This is a genomic window from Glutamicibacter sp. St.4D3, assembly GCF_059728615.1.
The window spans coordinates 1,242,520-1,265,578 of sequence record NZ_AP039380.1; the positions used below are offsets into that span (position 1 = coordinate 1,242,520).

At 63.7% G+C, this 23,059-nt stretch carries 19 protein-coding genes; 12 read left to right on the forward strand and 7 right to left on the reverse strand.

Translation table 11 applies throughout. From position 1 onward, the window contains the following. Nucleotides 1-60: 60 nt before the first annotated feature. A complete protein-coding gene (locus AC6I21_RS05725; RefSeq protein ID WP_497763175.1) occupies nucleotides 61-984 on the reverse strand; it encodes a LysR family transcriptional regulator in 924 nt (307 codons plus the stop codon). 71 nt (nucleotides 985-1,055) lie between these two features. On the opposite strand from AC6I21_RS05725, the gene AC6I21_RS05730 reads away from it, so the two are divergent. From AC6I21_RS05730 to AC6I21_RS05745, 4 genes are all read left to right on the forward strand, one after another. Continuing rightward, on the forward strand, nucleotides 1,056-2,105 hold the full coding sequence (locus tag AC6I21_RS05730; protein WP_497763176.1) for a YeiH family protein: 1,050 nt from the start codon (nucleotides 1,056-1,058) through the stop codon (nucleotides 2,103-2,105). Between the two features lie 165 nt (nucleotides 2,106-2,270). Then, nucleotides 2,271-3,437 carry an exonuclease SbcCD subunit D gene (locus AC6I21_RS05735; RefSeq protein WP_138178184.1) on the forward strand — a complete coding sequence of 389 codons (1,167 nt, stop codon included), beginning with the start codon at nucleotides 2,271-2,273 and terminating at the stop codon, nucleotides 3,435-3,437. Next, nucleotides 3,434-6,475, forward strand: a complete 3,042-nt coding sequence (locus tag AC6I21_RS05740) for an AAA family ATPase (protein ID WP_497763177.1) — start codon at nucleotides 3,434-3,436, stop codon at nucleotides 6,473-6,475. Before AC6I21_RS05735 ends, AC6I21_RS05740 begins: the two co-directional genes overlap by 4 nt. A gap of 187 nt (nucleotides 6,476-6,662) precedes the next feature. Further along, nucleotides 6,663-7,853, forward strand: a complete 1,191-nt coding sequence (locus tag AC6I21_RS05745; RefSeq protein WP_497763178.1) for an MFS transporter — start codon at nucleotides 6,663-6,665, stop codon at nucleotides 7,851-7,853. 102 nt (nucleotides 7,854-7,955) lie between these two features. Here the strand turns inward: AC6I21_RS05745 and AC6I21_RS05750 are convergent, their stop codons facing one another. Then, entirely contained in the window at nucleotides 7,956-8,669 is a 714-nt protein-coding gene (locus AC6I21_RS05750) for a VIT1/CCC1 transporter family protein (protein WP_138178207.1), read from the reverse strand. 213 nt (nucleotides 8,670-8,882) lie between these two features. Continuing rightward, the gene (locus AC6I21_RS05755; RefSeq protein WP_138925994.1) at nucleotides 8,883-9,575 is read right to left on the reverse strand and encodes an IclR family transcriptional regulator; all 693 of its coding nucleotides are present in this window, start codon (nucleotides 9,573-9,575) and stop codon (nucleotides 8,883-8,885) included. Between the two features lie 317 nt (nucleotides 9,576-9,892). On the opposite strand from AC6I21_RS05755, the gene AC6I21_RS05760 reads away from it, so the two are divergent. The 5 genes from AC6I21_RS05760 to AC6I21_RS05780 all read left to right on the forward strand — a co-directional run bounded on the left by AC6I21_RS05760 (nucleotide 9,893) and on the right by AC6I21_RS05780 (nucleotide 16,332). Then, nucleotides 9,893-10,393: an SRPBCC family protein gene (locus AC6I21_RS05760; protein WP_138925995.1), complete on the forward strand. Its 501-nt coding sequence runs from the start codon at nucleotides 9,893-9,895 to the stop codon at nucleotides 10,391-10,393. A 155-nt stretch (nucleotides 10,394-10,548) separates the two neighbouring features. Further along, entirely contained in the window at nucleotides 10,549-11,895 is a 1,347-nt protein-coding gene (locus AC6I21_RS05765) for an MFS transporter (RefSeq protein ID WP_138925996.1), read from the forward strand. Nucleotides 11,896-12,080: 185 nt separating this feature from the next. Continuing rightward, nucleotides 12,081-13,070, forward strand: coding sequence for an HAAS signaling domain-containing protein (locus AC6I21_RS05770; RefSeq protein ID WP_497763179.1), 990 nt, complete (start codon nucleotides 12,081-12,083; stop codon nucleotides 13,068-13,070). A 313-nt stretch (nucleotides 13,071-13,383) separates the two neighbouring features. Then, nucleotides 13,384-14,517, forward strand: a complete 1,134-nt coding sequence (locus AC6I21_RS05775; RefSeq protein ID WP_346922860.1) for a ferrochelatase — start codon at nucleotides 13,384-13,386, stop codon at nucleotides 14,515-14,517. Nucleotides 14,518-14,829: 312 nt separating this feature from the next. Beyond that, nucleotides 14,830-16,332, forward strand: a complete 1,503-nt coding sequence (locus tag AC6I21_RS05780; RefSeq protein WP_497763180.1) for an MFS transporter — start codon at nucleotides 14,830-14,832, stop codon at nucleotides 16,330-16,332. 54 nt (nucleotides 16,333-16,386) lie between these two features. On the opposite strand, the gene AC6I21_RS05785 is transcribed toward AC6I21_RS05780, so the two are convergent. After that, nucleotides 16,387-17,049, reverse strand: a complete 663-nt coding sequence (locus AC6I21_RS05785) for a phosphoribosyltransferase (RefSeq protein ID WP_497763181.1) — start codon at nucleotides 17,047-17,049, stop codon at nucleotides 16,387-16,389. 207 nt (nucleotides 17,050-17,256) lie between these two features. Beyond that, nucleotides 17,257-18,363 (reverse strand): fatty acid desaturase family protein, encoded by a 1,107-nt coding sequence (locus AC6I21_RS05790; protein ID WP_246049793.1) that lies wholly within the window; start codon nucleotides 18,361-18,363, stop codon nucleotides 17,257-17,259. A 264-nt stretch (nucleotides 18,364-18,627) separates the two neighbouring features. On the opposite strand from AC6I21_RS05790, the gene AC6I21_RS05795 reads away from it, so the two are divergent. Together AC6I21_RS05795 and AC6I21_RS05800 are read left to right on the forward strand one after the other, a co-directional pair. Then, a complete protein-coding gene (locus AC6I21_RS05795; protein WP_497763182.1) occupies nucleotides 18,628-18,939 on the forward strand; it encodes a hypothetical protein in 312 nt (103 codons plus the stop codon). 425 nt (nucleotides 18,940-19,364) lie between these two features. Then, nucleotides 19,365-19,568 (forward strand): cold-shock protein, encoded by a 204-nt coding sequence (locus AC6I21_RS05800; protein ID WP_138178168.1) that lies wholly within the window; start codon nucleotides 19,365-19,367, stop codon nucleotides 19,566-19,568. A gap of 293 nt (nucleotides 19,569-19,861) precedes the next feature. On the opposite strand, the gene AC6I21_RS05805 is transcribed toward AC6I21_RS05800, so the two are convergent. After that, nucleotides 19,862-21,298, reverse strand: coding sequence for an IS1380 family transposase (locus AC6I21_RS05805; RefSeq protein ID WP_497762876.1), 1,437 nt, complete (start codon nucleotides 21,296-21,298; stop codon nucleotides 19,862-19,864). A 396-nt stretch (nucleotides 21,299-21,694) separates the two neighbouring features. Here AC6I21_RS05805 and AC6I21_RS05810 point away from each other — a divergent pair, with 396 nt between their 5' ends. After that, nucleotides 21,695-22,024 carry an META domain-containing protein gene (locus AC6I21_RS05810; RefSeq protein ID WP_497763183.1) on the forward strand — a complete coding sequence of 110 codons (330 nt, stop codon included), beginning with the start codon at nucleotides 21,695-21,697 and terminating at the stop codon, nucleotides 22,022-22,024. A gap of 1 nt (nucleotide 22,025) precedes the next feature. Here the strand turns inward: AC6I21_RS05810 and AC6I21_RS05815 are convergent, their stop codons facing one another. After that, nucleotides 22,026-23,039 carry a LacI family DNA-binding transcriptional regulator gene (locus AC6I21_RS05815; protein ID WP_138178165.1) on the reverse strand — a complete coding sequence of 338 codons (1,014 nt, stop codon included), beginning with the start codon at nucleotides 23,037-23,039 and terminating at the stop codon, nucleotides 22,026-22,028. Between the last annotated feature and the right edge of the window lie 20 nt (nucleotides 23,040-23,059).

The window sequence follows — 23,059 nt, forward strand, 5'->3', positions numbered from 1 at the left end:
CCTCCCATTCTAGCCACGCCCCGGCCGCGCGCAGGTGCCCGGCCCCGGCCGGGTGCGGACCTAGGGGTCGGGGGAGGTGCAGATCTCCATGAAGCGGGCCACGGCCGCGGACATCGGACGGCTGGCCTCCCAGATCGCCCGCAGCGGCCGGTTCAGGGCGGTGCCGGCAATGGGCAGCTGCACGAACCCGGGGTGGGCGGCGCTGCCTTCGATGGCCAGCCGGGAAATCACCGCCGGTCCCAGCCCGGCGGCCACCGCATGGGTGATGGCCGAGTTGGAGTTGAACTCCACGATCGGGGTAACCCGTTCGGTGCCCACATAGCTGTCCAGGAAGGCGCGGGTGCCCGAACCGGCCTCGCGCTCCACCAGCGCGGTCGCGGCCAGTTCGGCCAGGGTGACCGGAGTGCCGCGCTCCACCCACGGGTGGTGTTCGGGGGTGATGAGCACCAGCTGGTCGGTGTAGACGGTCAGGGCCACCAGCCCCTCGGGCACCTGTGGGGTTTCCACGAATCCCAGCGCGGTGTCGCGCTGCTGCACCGCGCTGATCACCTGGTCAGAGTTCATCACCCGCATCCTGGTGCGCACCGCCTGATCGGCCTGGCGCAGCCTGCGGATCCAGGTGGGGGCCAGGTGCTCGGCAATGGTCATGGAGGCGGCGAAGCTGAACTCCTCGTCCGCCGAGGTGGCCAGCGCCTGCGCCCCGGTCCAGAGGTTCTCCATGCTGCCCAGTACCTCGCGCGCCCACTGCACGGTGAGCTTGCCCTCGCTGGTCAGCTTCGAGCCGGTGCTGGCCCGCGCCACCAGCTGGTAGCCCAGGCGCCGCTCGAGGGTGCGCAGCGCCCGGCTGGCGTTGGGCTGGGCCATGCCCACCGCCCGCGCCCCGGCGCTGAGGCTGCCCCGGTCCTCGATGGCCACCAGCAGGGCCAGGGCCGCGGGCTGCAGCCAGTGTTCTATCCTTGGAGACTGGTTCGGCGATTCGTCCATATCAAAATCATATGACAGTGATAGCCAGCGCGTGGCTACCGGCCCCACGCCAGGCATGAAAAGTTCGAGGTATGCAGAAAAATCAGCTCACCGCCCCCGCTAAGTCCACGTCAAGCCCCGCTGCCGCCAGCCGCTCCGGGACGTGGCGGGTGCTGGGACCGGGGCTCGCGGCCTGCCTGGTCGGCGGGGCGATCTCCCTGCTGACCGCCCAGGTGCTGCCGGTTAGCGCCCTGCTGATCGCGATCCTGCTCGGCGCACTGTGGCGCAACCTGTTCCCGGTGCCCGACGTGCTGGCCCCCGGGGTGGCCGTGGCCTCTAAGCGGCTGCTGCGCATTGGCATTGTGCTGCTGGGCCTGCAGCTGTCGCTGTCCACGATCCTCGGCTTGGGACCCGGAGTGCTGGCCGTGGTGGTGGCCAGCGTGGCCATCACCTTCTTCGCGAGCCTGCTGATAGGCAAATGGCTGGGCCTGGAGCTGCCGCAACGGCTGCTGATCGCCGCCGGCTTCTCCATCTGCGGGGCCGCGGCCGTGGCCGCCACCGAAGGCACCGTGAAGGCCAAGCAGGAGCAGGTAGCCACCGCGATCGGCCTGGTGGTGCTCTTTGGCACGCTGATGATCCCGCTGGCGCCGGCGCTGGGCGCCCTGGTGGGCTTTGACGAGGAAGCCACCGGGATGTTCATTGGCGCCTCCACCCATGAGGTGGCCCAGGTGGTGGCCGCCGGCGGCGCGGTGGGCACCTCGGCGCTGGCCGTGGCGGTGACCGTGAAGCTGGCCCGCGTGCTGATGCTGGCCCCGGTGATGGCCGGGGTGGGGCTGTACATGCGCCGCAAGCACTCGGTGACCGCCGACACCAAGCCGCCGGTGGTGCCGCTGTTCGTGGCCGGGTTCATCGTGGCCATGCTGGTGCGCACCGTGGGGATCCTGCCCGAGCCGGTGCTCGATGTCGCCGCGCTGATCCAGACCTTCCTGCTAGCCACCGCCATGTTCGGGCTGGGCCTGGGCGTGCACCTGCGCACCATCTTCAAGACCGGCGGCCGCTCGCTGGTGCTGGCCGCCGCCGCAACCGTGGTGATCATCCTGGTCGCCCTGGCCGGAACCTTCATCTTCCCGCCCGCCGGCTAGACGCACACGGCGAAACCTGACGACAAGGCCTCCCCGACAGCTGGACGCTCCAGGCGATGGGGAGGTTTTGTCGTGCACGGCACCAGTCAGCGAACCGGGCGCTGTTCACGCACAGCGCGCTCGCCGGTGGATCAAAGCGTCGCAGGGATTGCATAAGGTGAAGGTATGCGTTTGCTTCATACCTCGGACTGGCATCTGGGCCGGTCCTTCCACGGTGCTTCCCTGCTTGAGAACCAGCGGGCGGTGCTCGAAGAGCTGGTCCGCCTGGTGGAAGAGCGCCACATTGACGTGGTGCTGATCTCCGGGGACGTCTATGACCGCGCCCTGCCGCAGGTGGATGCGGTGAAACTGTGCAACTCCATTCTCGGGCAGCTGCGGGGCGCCGGGGCGAAGGTCATCATCACCAGCGGCAACCACGACTCGGCCGCCCGGCTGGGCTTTGCCGCCGAACTGATTGACGCTGCCGGGGTGCATATCATTGCCGATACCACCAGGATGAGCGCCCCGGTGATGGTGCAGGGTGAAGACCACCAGATCGCGGTGTACGGCATCCCGTACCTGGAGCCGCGCATGGTGATGGCCGAGCTGGAGGCCGAGAAGCTCTCCCATGAATCGGTCGTCGCCGCCGCGGTCACCCGCATCCAGCAGGACCTGGCGGCCCGCCGGGCCGCGGCCGACACCCCGGTGCTCGCCTTCTCCATGGCGCATCTGTTCGCCGCCGGTGGCGTGGGCAGTGACTCCGAACGGGAACTGAGCGTGGGCAACCTCGACGTGGTGCCGGTGGAGCTCTTCGGTCCCTTCGACTACTCGGCGCTGGGGCACCTGCACGGCCGGCAGCGGCTGAGCGATACCGTGCGCTATTCCGGCTCGCCCCTGGCCTACTCATTCTCCGAGGCGAACCAGCGCAAGGCCGTGTGGATCATTGACACCGACGCCAGTGGCGTAAAGGAAATCGAAGCAGTGGAGATGCCGGTTCCCAAGAAGCTGGCCGTCCTGAGCGGCAAGCTGCAGGACCTGCTGGAGGACCCGGAGCTGGCCTGGGCCGAGGAAGCCTGGTGCCAGGTGACACTGACCGACACCGACCGCCCGGCCGAGGCGATGACCCGGATCCGCACCCGCTTCCCGGACACCGTGGTGCTGCTCTTCGCCCCGGAAGCCTCCACCCGCAACACCCGGGAAAGCTACGCCCAGCGCCTGGCCCGGGCGAAGTCCACCGAGGAAGTGTGCACCGACTTCATTGACCATGTGCGCCACCGCCCGGCCGATGAACATGAGCAGGAACTGGTGGCTTCGGTCATCCGCAGTGTGCGTGAAGCAGGAAGTGAAAAATGAGGATCCACCAGCTGACCATCCAGGCCTTCGGGCCGTTCGCCGGCATCGAGCACATTGACTTTGACGAATTGGGCGCCGCCGGGCTGTTCCTGCTGGACGGGCCGACCGGCGCCGGAAAATCCAGCATCCTGGACGCCATCTGCTATGCCATCTATGGTGCGCTGCCCGGCAACCGGCAGGGCAACCGGCAGATTCGTTCGGACCACGCCGCCGCGGGCCTCGCCCCGGAAGTGGCCTGCGAACTGTCGGTGGGAACCCGGCGCTTTGAGGTGACCCGCTCCCCGGCATGGATGCGTCCCTCCAAACGGGCCAAGAGCGGCTTCACCGAGGAGAAGGCCAAGAGCGCGCTGCGTGAATACGTTGACGGGGAATGGCAGGCGCTGTCCACCCGCAACGACGAAGTCGGTCAAACCCTGGGCGCGGTGCTGGGCCTGGACAGGGAACAGTTCACCAAGGTGGTGATGCTGCCGCAGGGCGGATTCGCCGACTTCCTGCGCGCCAAGGACACCGAACGTGAAAAGCTGTTGGCCCGGCTCTTCGACACTAGTGACTACGTCAAGATCGAGGAGGAGTTCGCCGCCCGCCTGCAACAGGAACGCAAGCGCACCGAGACGATCGAAGCCGAACTGGCCGCCCTGGAAAACCAGGTGCGTTCGGACGCAACCGGGGCACTGCAGGCCGCCGCGGTCGAGCTGCCCGGCGCCGACGAACCAGACCTGGACTTTGACGGGCTTCAAGAACGTCTGGAAACCCTGCGCCAGCAGCGGGCCGAAACGGCAAAGGCCCGCCGCGCCGATCAGGCCACGGCCTCACGGCGCCACCAGCAGCTACAGGAACGGCAACGGATCTTCGGGCGGCTGGCCGAACTGCGGCAGCTGGAAAACGCGCACGCCGCCAACGACGAAGCCGCGACGGCCGCCGAGGAACGCCTGCACTTGGACGCGAAGGCAACCCAGATCAGCGCCTACCAGCGGCAACAACGCGATGCACAGCAGAACGCATCCGCGGCCCGTCAGCAGCTTGAATCCCGTGCCGCTAACTTCACCGAGCGATTCCCGGAACGCGAGATCCAGTACACGCAGCAGACCCTGCAGTCCTTGGCGACTGAAGCCAATGAACTTGGCGAGCAGCTTGGCAGCATCCGTTCGGCCCTGCCCGCCGAGGAGCAGCGCGAACAGTTGGCCCGTGAGCTGCTTCGCCAGCAGGAGCTGACCGGCAAGGAACAGGAAAAGTCCGAACGGGCCGAGGCAATGATTGCCACGTTGGCCCAGGAGCGAGACGAACTGCAGGCCAAGGACCTGGATGAGATTGCCGCGGCCGCCACCGTGCAGCAGGCCGAGCAGGCCCTGGAAAAGGCGACCGAGCAGGTGACCGCGGTGAAGCGGCGCGAGGAGCTGCGGGACGCCAAAAACAAAGCACAGGTTTTGTATGACGAGGAAGCCAGTCGGCTCCGGGACCGGCAGAGCAGCCTCCTGGAAGCGCAGCAGACCCTGCTGAATCAAAGTGCCGCGCGCCTGGCCACGGGCTTGGTCGAGGGCGAGCCATGCCTGGTCTGTGGGGCCACCGAACACCCTGAGCCTGCCGTGGCCGAAGCCGGCGAGGACCTGGTTGATGAGGATGCGGTGGAGCATCTGCGCGAGCAGGTCGAAGCCCAGCGTGAAAAGACCCGCCAGGTGGAAGCAAAGCTGCATGCGGCCACCACCCGCTATGAGGAAGCCGCCGCGGTGGCTGGGCAGACCACTCGTGATGAGGCCCAGCAGCAGGTCGCTCAACACCAGGAAGCGCTGAAAGAGGCCCAAAACGTTCGGGCCGGTGTCGCCAAGCTGGTGGCCCATCTGGCGAAGGTTCAGCGTGAGAGCGAGAAGCAAGCACAGGCCGCCGCGGCCGCGAAACTCGCCCATGGTGTTGCGGTGGAGAAGACCGAGGCGCTGGGCCGGGAACTCAAACAGCTTGATGCCCGGCTGTCCGAGCTGCGGGGCGGGTACGGCTCATTGGGGGAGAAGCTGGCAGCACTGAGTGCCGGCCACTCGGTGCTCAGTGCGCTGCACCAGGCGCTCTCCAAGTCCCTGGACGCCACCGCGCACCTGGAGGATTGCTCCCGGCGCTGGGAAGAAGAACGGACCGCGGTCGGTTTCGCCGATGACGCGGCCCAGGCCCAGGCGCTGCTGGAACCCGGTGTCCGCCAAGAACTGGAGCAGCTGCGCACCACCCACCAAAAACGTGCTGCGGCTATCGAGACCCTGTCCGCTTCAGAAGATGTCATTCAAGCCCGGCAACTGGAAGCCGAGGGGGAAACGGCGCCTGACACCGGTCAGCTGGAACGGGACGCTGCAGCGCTGCAGGAAGCCGAGGAAACCTACGAGCAGGCCCGCCAGGCCGAAGTCGTTGCCGCTGCTTCCCTGCAACGCCTGCAGGAAGGACGGGACAGGCTCGCCCGACGCATCAGCGATACCGGCCCGGTCATTGAGTCCTACCGGCGGCTCAAGGCGCTGGCTGAGGTGGTCCGCGGCGGCGGGGAGAACCGGCTGAAGATGACCCTGGGCACCTATGTGCTGGCCGCCCGGCTCGAAGAAGTCACCGCCGCCGCTACCGAACGGTTGCAGGTGATGAGTTCGCAGCGCTATTCACTGGAACATGACGACACGGCCCGGGGCAACGCCAAGTCGGGACTCGGCATCCGGGTGCATGACTCGTGGACCGGGAAGTACCGCGAAACCCAGACCCTCTCCGGGGGAGAGACCTTCATGGCCTCCCTGTCCCTGGCCCTCGGGCTGGCGGATGTCATCTCCCACCATTCCGGGGCCGTGGACATGCAGACGCTCTTCGTCGATGAGGGCTTTGGCTCCCTGGACACCGAGACCCTGGAACAGGTCATGGAGGCGCTGGAGTCACTGCGGTCCGGCGGACGCGTCATCGGGGTGGTCTCCCACGTCAGCGAGATGAAACAGCGCATCACCAACCGGTTGACCGTTACCAAGGCCAGGGAGGGATCCACCATCAGCACCAATGCGGAGCGGAGCTTGCTCACATTGAGCTAGACACCGGGGAAACTGGCACGTATCTTGAAAAGAGCGCCCAATGGCGTGTTTGGGTTTTCTGTGCGTTGAGGGGCGAGGGACAACGCACGCTTTAGTTATTGGAGAAAAGTTGACCCAAAAGTCTTTGTCCCAGGCCTCGGCCGCGGACAATTCGAGTTCTTCTGGATACTCTTCTTTGGTCCCGCTCGTGGGACGCGGCTACCTACCGTTGGCGTTCTTTGCACGCCTTCCGTTGGCCATGCTGACCATCGGGTCGATGACCCTGTTCACCGCGAGCACCGGCTCCTATGCCCTGGGTGGGCTTTCGGCCGCCATGGTGGGGCTCGGCTCCGCCGTGGGCGGACCAACGATCGGCTACGTGGCCGACCGGATTGGGCAGCGCAAGGTGCTGCTGACCGCGGCCCTGCTGCACACCCTGATGCTGGCGGTTCTGACCTGGTATGGCAGCCGCGGTGACGCCGTCACGGTGGCAGCGCTGGTGGCCGTTAGCCTGCTCACCGGGGCGACCGGCCCCCAAGTGGGTCCCATGTCCCGTGTCCGCTGGATCTCCATGACCCGGGCGCGCGGACTGCGGCCCAAGGTGCTCGGCGCGGCGCTGGGTCTTGAATCAATGCTTGACGAGCTGGGCTTCGTGCTGGGGCCGGTGGCCGTGGGCTTCCTGGCCTCGGCGCTGAACCCGGCGTTGCCGCTGATCATTGCCGCGGTGCTCACCATCATCCTGGTCCCGATCTTTGGCCTGCATTCCACCGAGCGTTCGGTGATTCCCAGCCCGAAGGATTCGCGGCACGCCAAGGCCACAAAGGTTCAGGTGGCCGCCATCAGCGCCATGGTGCTGGGCATGATCGGCCTGGGCACCGTGTTCGGTTCCTCCGCCGCCGGCACCCTGGCCTTCGCCGGCGCCATGGGTGACTCCAACCGCGGCGGCATGCTCTATGGTGCCGTGGGCCTGTCCAGTGCCATCGCCGCGATCTCCGTGGCCATGTGGCCCGCCGCGTTCCGGCATACCTCCCGCTGGATCGCCTCCGCCTCCTTCCTGGCGTTGACCAGCCTGCTGCTGCAGCTGCCCCAGTCCACCGGATTCATGCTCGCCATGCTGTTCCTGGTCGGCTTCGGCGTGGGACCGATCATCGTGGTGGTGATGACCCTGGGCGGCGAGGTGGCGCCGGCCGGACGGCTGTCCACGGTGATGACCATGCTCTCGGCCGGCATCGTCGTTGGAACCGCCATCGGCAACGGTCTGGCCGGCCTGCTTGCCGAATCCATGGGTTACTCCGGGGCCTTCTGGGTGTGCACCGGTGCCGCCGTTGTGATCGCCCTGGCCGCCATGTTCATGAAGATGCTGGTGGCCCGCTCCGAACAGCTGGCCAACGTTCGCTAGCACCGGCCCTGGATGGGAAGCAACAGCGGCCCAGGACGTATCGTGTCCTGGGCCGCTGTTGCCGTTGAAACCCGGTTTGCGGGCTGGAAGCGGTGTTCGTGCTTAGTTGATCGCCACGCCGAAGAGCAGACCGATGATGTAGGTCGCCGCCATGGTGGCGCTGCCCATCACGACGTTGCGCAGGATGGCCCGCAAGCGCGGGGCGCCACCCAAGGCGGCGCTGATCCAGCCGGTCAGCAGCAGACCGATGACGACGGCCACCGCGGCGACGATGATCCGCGCCGATTCCGGCGGCAGCAGGATCATGATCAGTGGAATCAGGGAACCGACGGTGAAGGCGATAAAGGAGGAGAATGCGGCAGCCCAGGGGCTGGTGTACTCCTCGGGATCAATGCCCAATTCCACTTCGGCATGGGCAGCGAGCGCGTCATGGGCGGTCAGCTCCGCTGCCACCTGATGCGCCAGCTTCGGGCTCAGGCCCCGGGCCTCGTACATTCCGGCCAGTTCCTGCAGTTCTTCCTCCGGCATCTCGGCCAGCTCACGCTTCTCCTTGGCAATCAGCGCCTGCTCGGTGTCGCGCTGAGTGCTGACCGAGACATACTCGCCGCCGGCCATGGAGAACGCGCCGGCGACCAGAGCCGCGATGCCAGCCGTGGCAATCGCTCCCAGATTTCCAGGGGTGGCGGCTGCAACGCCGACGACCACACCCGCGGTGGAAACGATCCCGTCATTGGCTCCAAGAACCCCGGCCCGCAGCCAGTTCAGCTTCTGGCCGATACGGTTGTCGTGAGGTTCGTTGGGGTGGGTGTGTGGCATTGACCCATCCGGGGTGTGGCTCTCGGACGTGGACACGATGACCTCCAGATTCTGATCTGGCCGCGCGAAGCAGCCAGTACCGTGATTCAACCGGCCGCCATCCGGCGGCCAGCCGATGCTCCTTGTTGTCACTCACCGATATTGCCTGAAGACCTCATTGTCCGTTGATGAGTGGGTCTTGTGGGTGGATCTGCTTTCGGTGTTCCAGTCTTCCTAGGAAAGATCCTCGCTGATAACCAGCGCTGATTCCTTTAACGCCCGGACGATCTTCTCGTGTTCCTGCACGGTGCTGGTTGCGAAGACGACGGCCAGCGCGGCTGGCAGCGTGTTGGAGGTGTGCAGGGGCACGGCCAGGGACGTCACGCCGCGGATGACCTCATCCACGCTGCTGGCATACCCATTGATCTTCGCGTCGCGCACCTGCTCGCGGTAGTCCACCCCGGTGTTCATGGCATCCCATTGGCTGCGGGTGTAGTTGGATTGAATCGCGATGGGCGGGGCGCCCACGTCCATGCCGTGCCGGGTTCCGGGACGGTGCACAATGGCCCGGTGGGAGTGGGCCGGCTCCACCGACACCAAGGTGGTGCACAGGTCATGCTCCCACACCGCAACGAACGCAGTCATGGACAAAGTGTTCGCCAGCTTTGTCAGTTCCGGCAGCGCCGTGTTCTGCAGATCCCGCTGCACCGAGCGGGCCAGGGTGGCCAGGCCCGAGGCGGGTCGGATCCGCCCGGCCTCGTCGCGGGCCAGCAGGCGGTGATCCTCCAGGGTGCGCAGAATCCGGTAGGCGATGGAGCGGTGGACTTCCATCTTCTCGGCGATCTCGGCGATGCTCAGGTTCGTGGGGGAGTCCGCCACGATTTCGAGCATCCGTACACCGCGGGAGAGAGTCTGGGAAGCTGACATGATCCTTGTCCTGCCGAGGGGCGGTGGCCCGCCCAAAAGAATGGGTGCAGGGCCTGGCGCCCAAGGCGTGGCCCTACCTGCATCCTAATCATTCTGTAATCGAACAGCCAGTTCGATTTTTGAACTGCTGACTGCTTTCGTTCACATATTCTCAGCCGGGTTCACGTTCCCGCGCCGGTCGCCGGGAATGGCAACAGAGGCCTCTGCTCGCCCCTATGGAAACGAACGGTGTTTTGTTAGCCTACAAGCCACGATCGCGAGCATCATCCGCCGGCGGGTCGACATCGGCCGGTCAGGAAGAACAGGGGAGTGGGATCATGACGGCGACGCCGACTGGAAGCAAAACCGAGGATGGGGCACTGCGCCTGCTGCGGGTCTTCCCCATTGACCAACAGGAGCTCTGGAAATTACTGACCGAACCTGCCGAAACCGACCGGTGGATCGGACCGTGGTCCGGGGATCCGGCCAGCGGGAGCGTAGAGCTGACGCTGAATGCCGAGGAGGGAAGGCCCGCAATGGAAATGCGCCTCATTGACTGTGATGCCTCCACCCATCGTCTCGTGGTTGAATCCTCCCCGCAGGACGGGGAGGTGTGGAGACTGCAGCTCCAGGTACTGAGCGACCCGGAGGGAAGCCTGCTGGAGTTCGTGATGCCGAACCTGGAGCCCACCCAGGCTGGCTCCATTGGCCCGGGGTGGGAGTTGTATCTGGACCGCCTGCTGGCCGCGGCCGCAGGCCAGGATCCAGAGGCGATTCGCTTTGATCCCGATTACTACCCGGCGCTCCGCGATTATTACGAACTGCTGTTCAAGCCCTGATCCGTGCGGCAAAACCACTCGTCAAGAGTCCGTTCTCGGAGTGTAGAAAAATCTTGTTGTGAGCAGGCTCACCCGTGGCCTATGATTGTGATCTGAGTTACCGTCTGAACGGTCGGTAATCAGATTTTCGGAATCTCGCAAACTCAAGGGCACTCATGACTACCTCGCTTGTTACCCGCAGACAGGAAGAACGGCGCGTTCTAGCCGGCACCCTGGTGGGCACCACCATCGAGTGGTACGACTTCTTCATCTTCGCGCAGCTGACCGCGACCCTGCTCACCCCGCTGTTCCTCGCCCCGTTGGGTGAGTCGAACCCGGGCATCGCGCAGATCCTCTCGTTCGCGATGATCGGCATTTCCTTCTTCTTCCGTCCGCTGGGCGCCGTGATCGCCGGGCACCTCGGTGACCGGTTCGGACGCAAGCGGATCCTGGTGATGACCCTGATCCTGATGGGCATCGCCACCTCCCTGATCGGCCTGCTGCCCACCTACGCGCAGATCGGTGTTGCCGCACCGATCCTGCTGGTGCTGCTGCGTGTGCTGCAGGGCTTCTCCGCCGGCGGCGAATGGGGCGGCGCGGCGTTGATGAGTGTGGAGCACGCACCGAAGGGCCGCCGCGGCTACTTCGGCGCCTTCCCGCAGATCGGTGTTCCGATCGGCATGATCCTGGCCACCGGCATTCTGTACGTGCTGCGCGTGTCGATGACCCCCGAACAGTTCATGGCCTGGGGCTGGCGTATTCCGTTCCTGCTCTCGGTGGTGCTGATCCTGGTCGGTCACCTGATCCGCCGCGCACTGGAGGAATCCCCGGTCTTCAAGGAGATGGCCGAGCGTAAGAGCGAGGAGCACACCCCGCTGAAGGACTTGATGAAGACCAACTCCAAGCAGGTCATCCAGGCCGCGCTGATCTTCATCTCGAACAACGCCGCCGGCTATCTGGTCATCGCGTTCTTCATCGCCTACACCACCAAGGTGCTGGGCCTGGAGATGGCCCCGGTGCTGCTGGCCACCACCATCGGCTCCTTCGGCTGGCTAATCTTCACCCTGGTCGGCGGCTGGCTCTCGGATAAGATCGGGCGCCGCAACACCTTCGTCATCGGCTACGCCATCGTCTTCGTGTGGATGATCCCGATGTTCATGCTGATCGACACCGGCTCGATCGTGCTGTACACCGTGGCGATCTTCGTGCTGACCATCGGCCTGGGCCTGTCCTACGGACCGCAGTCGGCCATGTACGCCGAGATGTTCCCGGCGCACATCCGCTACTCGGGCATCTCGATCGGCTACGCCATCGGCGCGATCCTCGGCGGCGCCTTCGCGGCCACCGTGGCCCAGGTGCTGCTGGAGACCACCGGCTGGTCCGGCTCGATCGCCATCTACATCATGGTGCTGACCGTCATCTCCACCGCGGCCGTGCTGTGGGTGGGCGAGACCCGTCACCGCTCGCTGGGTGTGGAGGGCTTCCACGCGGACGGCACCGCCAAGATCCCGAGCGTGCACTAGGCAAGGACTACCGGCGGCGCGCTGGCGCCGCCGCCGGCACCGGGCCGGGTGGGACGGGGAGCAGATCCCCGAACCCACCCGGCCCGGTGCCTTAGTGTCCGGGAATCAAGGCGGCAAACCGCTGGATTGCGTCGGCGATATGACACGATAAGAAAAACCCGCCTTCCACCACCGCAGGAGCATTAATGGCCGCCCGCTTGCCCAAAGCCGCCCGGCAGTACCTCGACGAATTGCGCCAGGCCCTTTCCGGACTGAGCGCCGCCGAACGCGAGGACGTGCTGGCCCACACCCGGGCCCAGCTGGTTAGGCTGCCGCGCCGGGGGCGGCACAAGCAGGACATCCTGGACAGCCTCGGCCCGGTGCAGCGGATCGCCGCGGGCTTCGAGCGGGTCGAACCGCAGGAGCTGAAGGTCTCCAGCGGGTTTGAGTTCCTCACCCGGATCCTGGCGTGGCCCACGTTCGCGTTCTCGCTTCTGACCGCCGCGGTGCTGCTCTTCGCCCCGCAGGCGCCGATGAGTGTGGACGTGGCCGGCGCCCTCGGCCTGGGCTTCGAGGGGGAAGTCAGCTTTGGGTACATTGAGGCACGGCAGGCCGGAACCTGGTTCAACGCCGAGCTGTTGCCGGCCGCGCTGGTTGCCCTGGTCCCCGCCTTGTTCAGCCTCACCCCGCTGATCCTGCGCGACAAGGCTGCGATCTGGCTGCAGCTGCTCGGGGCCGTGGTGATGAGCGTCGTCTCCATCTTGGCCGGGCTGGGTATTGGCATGTTTTATTGGCCGGTGACGGTCCTGCTCTACTCCCAGGCGATCGTCCCGTGGGTGCTGCTGCGCTCGGCGATGGGCCGGGCGGGGTGGATCTGGCGAACCATTGGCGCGGTGCTGCTCTTGGCGACCCTGCTGCTGCATGGCCACGCGGTCTTCACGCTGTATCACCAGCTGTGGCTGCTGGTGTTCCCGGCGATCCTGCTCCTGCCGGTCTTCGGTCATTTCCTGCGCTGGTGGTGGGCCGATATCGCGCTGATCGCCGTGGGGCTCGGGGTGATTATCTACGCCTCGCTGGCCTGGCCGGTCATGATTTACGGCTTCATCGCCGGCGGCCTGTTCTTCATTGTGGGGCACTTGGGCCTGGCGGGGAACATGTGGCATCGCCGTTCACGGGATCTGCTGGCTCTGCTCTAGGGGCCATCATTGGCCCCAGGCAACGGTGAGGGTACGGGCCAACCTGCTTCGAGTCGGCGGCTCGGTGATGTTTTTCGTTTCCCGGATTTGCGCTTCCGTTCCTTCTCGCCAAGAATATAGCTAGCTAAGCTAGTGAATATCGAGGTTCTCCTTCGCCAGACCCTATGGCAGGGGCACCTCAACTTTCTGCTGGATCTATCGCGCACCCGAAGACTGGACCATTGGCGACACCCGATGATCGTTATCGCTTTCCATTTCTGAAGAAAGGACGGGCCGACTGCCCGCTGTGCACGGGCCAGGCCAACAAACCAACATGAGCAATGCCAGCCTTGAACCCTTTGACGCATTGATTCTGGTGTCCTTCGGCGGGCCGGAAAAGCCGGAGGATGTCTTGCCCTTCCTGCAAAATGTCACCCGGGGCCGCGGCATCCCCGACGAGCGGCTCGTGGAAGTGGGCGAGCACTACTACAACTTCGGCGGCCGCTCACCCATCAACGAGCAAAACCGGAATCTGCTCGATGCCCTCAACCAGGAGCTGCAGCGGCGCGATATCCGGATCCCGCTGCTGTGGGGGAACCGGAACTGGGATCCCTACCTCACCGATGAAGTGCGAAAGCATGCCCAGCAAACCGGAGCCACCCGATTCCTGGCCATCACCACCTCTGCCTATTCAAGCTACTCCTCCTGCCGCCAGTATCGTGAAGACTTCGGCGGGACGGTTCAGGCACTGGCCGAGGACGGCATTGAGGTGTCCTTCGACAAGGTCCGCCAGTACTACAACCATCCCGGCTTCGCTGACGCAGAACTGCAGTGCGTGCGCCGTGCCTTGTGCGAATTCCAGCAGAATGTGGGGGAGCTGGACCCCGGCACGCACCGGGTCCTGTATGTCACCCACTCCATTCCCGCGACCATGCAAGACGCCTCGCAGCGGTATACCGCCGGCTACCAGGCCGAGCACGAACAGCTCATCCAGTGGGTTGAGGGCCAGCTGCCCGAAGAGCAGAGGCTGCCTTCGGAATTGGTTTACTGCTCACGCTCGGGATCCCCGCATACCCCGTGGCTCGAACCGGACGTCAATGACCGCATGCGCGAATTGGCTGCGGAGGGCATCGATGGCGTCGTCGTGGTTCCGCTGGGATTCGTCTCGGATCACATGGAAGTTAAATACGATTTGGATACGGAAGCCGCCGCCACGGCCGAGGAACTGCAGCTGCAGTTCGTGCGGGCGGACACCGTGGGTACTTCCGCATCCTTCGTGAGCGGGCTGGTGGACCTCGCCCTGGAGCGGGCGGCGCAGGTTCGCGGGGAATCGCCGGAGCTGCCAGCCGTGACGCCCGGCGGTCCGCTCGCTGCGGGCAGTGGAGCGTGCTCGCTGAACTGCTGCCTCGGGGCCACGCTGAAGCCGACCGCACCACAGTGGCCGGCCGAGGGGAGCGCGACCGTTTAGACAGTCCGGCAGGGCGGGGACCAGTTACCCGCCCTGCCGGTCTCATTTCCTGCGGCGGTTCATGACTGGTTGGCAGGTCAGGGAATAATTTGCCGACGCAACGGAGTTGAGCAGTACGAGGCTAGGCCCCAACGCGACCACCAGGTTCATTTTCCTCCCGACGCCCGTTTCCCACATTGAGGAACGTGGCATCGTCTGGGCTCAATGTGTCGGCTAGTTCGACCCCGTTCGTGGCGGCACGGAGCATCTCAGATAGCCTTCCTATGGAAGTAATCCCGGCGTTGAGCCGGCAGGTGGTCGTGAAGGGATGGAATGGCTGAGAATCGTGCTGCCGGTGAGGCACCCATGGATGAGGCAACCCGCTGGCGGGTGCTGATGGTCCTCTTGGCCACCATGTTCATGTCCCTGGTCGGAGTGAGCATTGTCAATGTCGTCCTGCCCGCCATCCAGAACACCCTGGGCGCCAGCGAATCGGATATCCAGTGGGTGCTCTCCGGCTACGCGCTGACCTTCGGCGTGGTGCTGGTGGCCGCTGGCCGCGCCGGGGACGTCTTTGGGCGAGGCGCCATCTTCCTCAGCGGCCTGGTCATCTTCACGCTCTCCTCGATCCTGGCCGGATTGGCCCCCGATGCCACCAGCCTGAACATTGCCCGCTTCATCCAGGGCCTGGGCTCGGGCCTGCTGAACCCGCAGGTGCTGGGCATGATTCAGCAATACTTCCACGGGCCAGAACGAGGCCGTGCCTACGGCGCTCTTGGCACCGTGGTCGGTTTCTCGGTTGCCATTGGTCCGGTACTTGGCGGCTTCCTGGTGCAGGGACTGGGGGAGGACCTGGGGTGGCGCTCCACCTTCCTGGTCAACGTGCCGATTGGCCTGCTGGCCATTGTCTTGGCGCTGCGCTGGCTGCCGCGGCCGCTATTCCGCAAGCTTCAGGTTCCCGCCAGCGACCCCTCGGACGCCGCAGCTGCGGCCGTGGTGAAGCGTAGGCATGGGGTGGACCTCGACCCGGTGGGCAGCATCATGCTTGGCCTGTCGATCCTGGCCCTGATGCTTCCCTTCGTTCAGGGCCGGGAAACCCCCTGGACCTGGTGGCTGCTGCCCGCCGCCTTTGCGCTGCTGGGTGGTTGGATTCTCTGGGAGAAGAACTACAAGCGGCGTGGCCGCGAACCCATGGTGGACCTGCAGCTGTTCAAGATCCGCTCCTTCACTCTGGGCAACATCATTGCCGGGCTCTACTTCATGGGCGTGACCAGCGTCTGGGTTTTGGTGGCGGTGTACGTCCAGCAGGGCCAGGGACTGACCGCGCTGCAGGCGGGCATGGTCGGTCTTCCGGCCGCTTTGGCCTCCGCAGCCAGCTCCCATATTGCAGGCAAGTACGTGGTCCAGTTCGGGCGGCGACTGGTGATCTGGGGCATCCTCAGTGCACTGGTCGGCCTGGTGTCCACCATTGCGATTGTGGAGCTCAACGCCCAGGACCAGGTGAGCATCTGGTGGCTGCTGCTGACGCTGAGCTTTATCGGCGTGGCACAGGGTTCGATCATTTCCCCGAACCAGGCGCTGACCCTCATGGATGTTCCGGTGGAGAACTCGGGCAGTGCGGGCGGTCTGATGCAGACGTCCCAGCGCATCGGTACCGCGGTGGGGATCGCGGTGATCACCGCAATCTTCTACGGCACCCAGCACCTGACCGGCGAATGGAACACCGCCATGACCGTGGGCTTCATCGCCATCACGGTAATGGTCGTGCTGACCCTGGTGGTCGCCATCATTGACCAGCGCAAGGGGCACGGGATCGCCACCGTGGTGGGGCACTAGGACCCGCCTGCTGGCATAGCGTCTTAGAACCATCCAGGACCGATGACCGGTGGCTCACGCCTTGCTGTGCAGCAGCGCGAGCACCTGGTCCCGCTCCACCGGCTGAAACTGCTCATAGTAGGCTCCCACGGCGGTGAAACCCCCTGGCTTCAGCAAGGCGACGACTTCGTCGGCGACCTGCGACAACTCGTTGAGCACCTCCGGGGGTGCCACCGGTGCGGCAATGATGATCCGCTCGGGTTCCAGCTGCTGGACCAGTTCGACCGCCGCCTTGACGGTGGCTCCGGTGGCCAACCCGTCATCGCAGATCACCACGATCCGCCCGGCCAGGTCCGGTGAATACTCCTGGAACACCTCGGCCAGCTCGGACAGCGCCTGTTCGGTTTCGGCCTCCACCCGGTCCAGCTGGGCGCTGCCGAAGCCTTCCTTGGCACGACGGTGGATTCCCTCATTGAGGTAGCGTCCGGAGAAACCGCGGTAGGAGGCCATCGCACCGTAGGCCAGCTCCGGGTTGCTGGGCACCCCGAGCTTGCGTACGGCCAGCGCGCCTAGTTCCGCGCCCAGCGCCCTGGCCACTTCCGCGGCGATGGGCACGCCCCCGCGCAGCAGCCCCAGCACGACGTACTCGCCGGCCTCCAGCCGAGTTGCCAACGCCAGCCCCAGAGAAGTGCCGGCCTGTTCCCGATTCTCGAATCTTTGGTTCGCCCGTTGTGTCATGGTTCCAGTCTTGCCCAGATCAGTCGATTGCAACAGACCTCACAGAAAATATCCTGACTAGTCACTATGGGCTCGACGGTCGGTCAAAGAGGCCGAGCGCGCCCAGCAATATGCGCCGGGTGTTTCAGACATACCGCTGCTCTCGAACGCAACTGCGCACATTGCCGGCAACAAGCCGCCCGAAGCTTTCCCGCCCGGGGGTTCGGACTAGAACTGCCGGTAGGCGGACACCATGGGGCAGTCGAAGGGATCGCGGGCCGAGAGTCCAACCTTGTTCAGGTATCGGATCACCTGCGCGTAAGACTGGCGCACCGAGGCCACCGTGTAGGTGATCTGGTGTTCGGCACAGTAGGCGCGCACAATCCGGGAGACCTCGGCCAGGTTGGCTCGCGGCATCGAGGGGAACAGATGGTGTTCGACCTGGTAGTTCAGCCCGCCGTAAATGATGGAGAGCAGTTCGTTGCCCCACCGGCTCTTGGCCATGACGTTGCGGCTGGTGAGTACCTGCCGGGAGAAGAAGTCAATGCGCATGTTGTTCGGGACCATGGGCATGCCCTTGTGGTTGGGGGCAAAGGAGCCGCCCATGTAGATGCCGAAAACCGCGAGTTGCACGCCGATGAAGGCGAACGCCATGCCGATCGGAAGGAAGGCGAAGATCAAGGCCAGATAGATGGCCACGCGCAAGACAATCACGGTGATTTCGCGGCTGCGGTTTTTCACTCGCTTGGCCACGAACAGGTACTTGATGGACTGAAAATGCAGGTTCAGCCCTTCCAGGGTCAGCAGCGGAAAGAACAAATACCCCTGGCGTTCGGTGATCCACTTCAGCAGACCCTTTTGCCGCTGTGCGTCGGCCGGCTGGAAGGAGATGGTGTCCCATTCAATGTCCGGGTCCTTGCCCACCGTATTCGGCGTGGCGTGATGCTTGTTGTGCTTGTTCATCCACCACTGGTAGCTGATGCCGACCACGCCGTTGGCCAGCAGGCGTCCGAGTTTGTCATTGGTCTTGGCGGAGGAGAGGATCTGGCGGTGTGCGGCCTCGTGGGCCAGGAACGCGAACTGGGTAAGCAGGATTCCCAGCGCCCCGGCCATCAGCAGCTGCAACCAGCTGTCACCAAGCAGGATGAACCCGGTGATGGTCCCACCGAGCAGACCCAGCAGGACCAGGCCCATGCCTAGGTAGTGGCCGCGGCGCCGTCCATTGAGTCCCGCGTCGCTGACCAGGGCCTTGACGTGGAAGAAGCTTTTGGGATCCCCGGGCCGCACTGAAGTGGCCGGTGGAGGGGTGGGCAGGGTGGAAGTGATGCTACTCAAGTGCAGAGTCCTTGGGTGGTAGCGGCGACTTTTCAGTCGAAAGAACTGAAAGTCTCAACTCCTATAGCTTCAGTCTATCTACGCTGGATGTGAGTTGCCAGAGTAATGTGCTGGCATCCCCTGTGACCACAATCGAGAGAGTCGGCGTGGGGCTTCGAAGTACCCAAACAACGGACAATGACGTGCAGGTGATGGAACCACTGATTGAGGTCTACATCTGCCTCCAATTACTTCCGCTCGATAGTATCGGGCAAGCAAACTGATATGCTCAAAACGCTGCTAACTTTACGCCGCGAGTACCGAAGTATCATCCAAATTCATCGTCAACGACGGGAACACTTCATGAGTAACAGCTCGGAAGCAGCACTAGGAATCGCTTTACTCACCTCTCTAGTTCGCCAGGACAGAGAAGCTTTTCTCCTCATCGCATCTGAGCTCGAGGGCGGTAATGCGCAAGCTGTGGCGATACTGGCTCGACTAGGGGAAACAATGGTCAGTATGATCGCAAGCCTCTTGCAACTCAGTAGCGAGGAAGCGTTAACGCGCGTGGCGGCTGCGATTGCGCTCAGCGAATAACCGACAGGTTCGACTGTAAAGCGGAAAAAGAACGACGCGGAGTCCGCTTCGTGTGATACCGTAGTAGTAATTAGTCTCCTCGAGATGAAATATCATCCATCTCGTTTCAGATCTTTCTTGAATTTTTCATAAACGTCTTTGCGCTGGTATTCCCGGCAAAAAGGGAATAGCGTTACCTGAAATAATTGTCCCTATATCTTAAATAGGGCAGTCGGTAGAGGGCTTTCGGTCTCAGAACTCTAGCTCGGTCGACAATCTATCTCTCGGATAAAATTTTTGAGCTCGTGAACTCAGTATTCGATGTTCACCCGGCCTCTGGGCCTGCTCAAGCTTTGCATTATCACGGGATTCATCAGAACTCTTGCTGTGTAGCCGATGTGGCGTACACGCGTACTGCCGTTATCTACGGCTCGATAGGAATTTACATGACCACCGGCATCGTAAAATGGTTTAACTCCGAAAAGGGCTTCGGATTCATTGCTCCGTCCGACGGATCCGCTGACGTCTTTGCTCACTACAGCGCGATCCAAAGCTTTGGATTCAAAAACCTTGAAGAGGGCCAGACTGTGGAGTACAAGCTTGAAGCTGGGCCTAAGGGTCCTCAAGCAACTGAGATCCAGGTGCGCTAGCTACTTTTCATAATTAACAAAGGGCGGGACAAGAAGAATCTTGTCCCGCCCTTTGTCGGCTCTTAAAACTTCAGCGTGGTGCTGACAGTGGGCACCAAGCTACACTTCTAGCCCAGATGTTTCATCACGCCTTACACGGCCACCGAAATCCATTACCGAGTGATTCCCGGTGGCCGTTTCCGGTTGCGCGCACGACCAAGAGCGCCTGAACCACCAGCGCTGGGTGCCAGGCTCCACCAACCTGGACTGAAATGACCTTTCGAAACCAAAGAAATAACAGGACAACCGCCAGTTCAGGCAGCGAGCTCGCCGTGCCGCCACCGCTGGAACAGCAACCTAATATTCTGCTGAAGCTGGAATAGCAGCTGAGCTTCCGGCGCATTTTTGGGGATCAGCAGCCGGCGTTGCCGGCCGCCAGAGACAATTTTGCCGGCCATTGAAAACAGCCGGTACCGCCACCGCTTCAAATCCCAGCAGCCTGCCTCATGGCCACCAGGCAACACCGCCAGCTGCAGCCAGGACACCAGATTCACTGCGAACATTGCCAGATCAGCCCATGCCTGGTTCGCGGTAAAAGACCAATAAGGCAGTTTGCCCAACCCCGTGCTCTTCAGCGTTTTGATCCTGTTCTCGCACCGGCCACGCGCCCGGTGCCGGGCATCGAGGAACGCCACGTTGAACCGCGGGCTATTGGTCAAGAACGCGGTCACCCGGTTCCCGTCCGTATCGAACAAAGTCGCTTTCGCCCCGGGATGCAACGGCTCAGCCCGCAAATAAATCCTTGTTCCTGGTGGGTAGTCATTCAGCTCGATCACCTTGCTCGCGTCGATCACCCACGCATCATCACGCTGCTCCCCGCCAGCGGTCAGGGCCGGTTCCCAGTACTTCTTCTCATCGATCCACCGGATGAACCGCTCCTTGAGCACCGGCAACGAATACGAAGTGGAGAACTGAATCCCCAGCGACTGCAGGTGGTGCAAGAACTCACGGGACGAGCCGGCACTATCGGTGCGGACCAGAATCTTCTCTCCATGCAGGTTTCCGTGCTCGTCATAGAAATCATCAGGCAGCTGCGCCAACGCCTGGTTGAGGACTCCAATATGGGATTTCGCGGAATTTGCGCCCCGGTTTCCCGGACGCAACTGCACGGCCAACACTTCGCCGGTTCCATTCGTCTTGCCGTAGTCGGCCATGGCGATCATGGGTGAGAATCCGTACCCGCCTTTATACGTGCCGGCACTGTTCTCTTTGTCGGAGTGCACGTGTACTAGCGAGGCATCGATGTCGATGATCAGCGGGTTGGCTGACGTGGCCAGCCGGGCAGGATTCCGTGACCCGGCTGCAGCCCAAGCTTTGGAGCGCAGGCTGCGGGTCATGGTGGCGAAGCCATACTCGAAAGCTTCTGGCTGGTCCTTGATGCGGCCCATGAACCTGCTGACTGTGGCATCGGACGCTATCGGGCCGAAGAGCCCTGGAGCGACACGTAGCTGGTCGATATCAGCGGCCTGCTCGCCACCGGCGGCCAACGACAACGCCAATGTTCCGAGGATCTTTCCTGGCCGGTGTGTTGCGGTGGCTGGCACGAACTGGCTGAACCGGTCTTCGCAAAGCTGGCGGAAGCCCAGGGCGTTCAGGAAGCTGGTGAGCACCGACAACCCAGCATGGGAGACGAGGGCTTGGCTGGTGCGTTGGGTCGGGAGGGCAGGGAAAACGTGGGTAGAATGGTTCACTGAAAAGGTGATCCTTTGATCTGGTGATTTAGAGCTTCAACAACTCCTATTTTTCCAGTTCAGGTCACCTTTTCTTCTTTTAAGTCAGTTAATGACTGCCGTTGCCATGGAATACCCGGGCTAGGCGGCATTGACCGGGGCGCCTAGTAGCCAGTCCCGCGTGAAAGACGCCGGGTGGCCCGTGATTTCTCTCCGCGGGGTGGGAAAGGCCCGGTAGACTTGATCACCAAAAAGTGATCCTCGAACCGGTGAATGTGGAGCTTAGATGCCATTATTTTCGCACTCTAAGATCAGCTTTTCGTCTTGGCCACCCTTAACGACGATCTCGCCATGAAAATCGTCGAGCTGGTGTGGGGTATGAGACGCATTCCATTTTTTCGTTCGTGGGCCATATTCATGATGCTGGCCAGTTCCTGCGCCATATCCGGCGGGAAGTCGCAGGATCCCACGGGATTGTGGGGACAACAGGAGCAGGGCCAGCCCTGGCTGAAACTGTTCAAGGAGGGCAAGGCAGCGGGAAGCGATGGCTGCAACAACCTGATGTCCACCTGGAGCCAGGAGGCCGAGAAGATCAGCTTCAGCGCGATGGCCAGCACGATGATGTACTGCCATGGCGTGGACACCTGGCTGAGCACCGCCGACCACGCAACCATCCAGGACGGCTCCCTGCTGGTCTTCGATGCGAATGATCAGCAGATCGGTACCCTGCAGCGCGGGGAACGTTAGCTCAGGCGTCGGTGGCCGGGCGGCTGGTTGAGCTGCGCACGATGAGCTGGTGCTCAAGGTGGTGGGCCCGTGCCGGCGCCTCGCCGCGGATGGCCTTCAGCAGCATGGCCACGGCAAATTCGCCCTGCTGGTGCGGCTGCTGGCGGATGGTCGTCAGCCCGAAGAGTTCGGCCAGTTCATGGTCATCCACGCCGACCACCGACAGGTCCTGCGGCAGCTGCAGGCCCAGGTCGCGGGCTGCGAGGATCGCCCCGATGGCCATTTCATCGCTGGCGGCGAAGATGGCGGTGGGCCGGGTCGCCGGGTTGCCCAGCAGCTGCTTGCCCACCGTGTAGCCCTGGCCCATCGTGAAATCCGCGCTGACGCACAGCTGCTCATCGACGTCGATCCCCGCCTCGGCCAGGGCACGCTCGTAGCCGATGCGCCGATGGGAGGGTACGCGGAAGTCGAGGTCGGTTTCCGAGGATCCACCGATGTAGCCGACCCGGACATGGCCCAGGGACAGCAGGTGGTTGGTGCCCAGGGCGGAGACCGCCTCATCATCCACGTGCAGGGTGGGTACGCCGGGCAGGGGTCCGCCCACCCCGACCAGGGGCTTGTTCAGTGCGTGCAACGCCACCAGTTCCTGCTCGCTGAGCTCCACGTTCACGGCGATCACCGCATCCACCCGTTGGCGCTGCAGGAAATCGGAAAAGATCTGGTGGCGCTGGCCCGGATCCTTGGTGAGTTGGTAGAGCGTGGTGTCATAGCCCTCGCGCATCAGGGCCGTGCAGATCCCCTCCAGCACGCTGGCGTAGAACCAGTGGTTGATCACCGGAACCAGGACGCCGATATTCCGGGTGCGCCCCGAAGCCAGTCCCGAGGCACTGGAGGAGACGACGTAGCCCAGCTCGCTCGCGGCGCGCTGCACCGCGGCCTGTGCCGCGGCCGAGACATTGCCCCGACCGGAGAGCGCGCGCGAGACGGTCGCCACCGAGACGCCCGCGGCCCGAGCTACGTCCTTGATGCTGGCCACGTGGTTCCTTCCGACGCAGT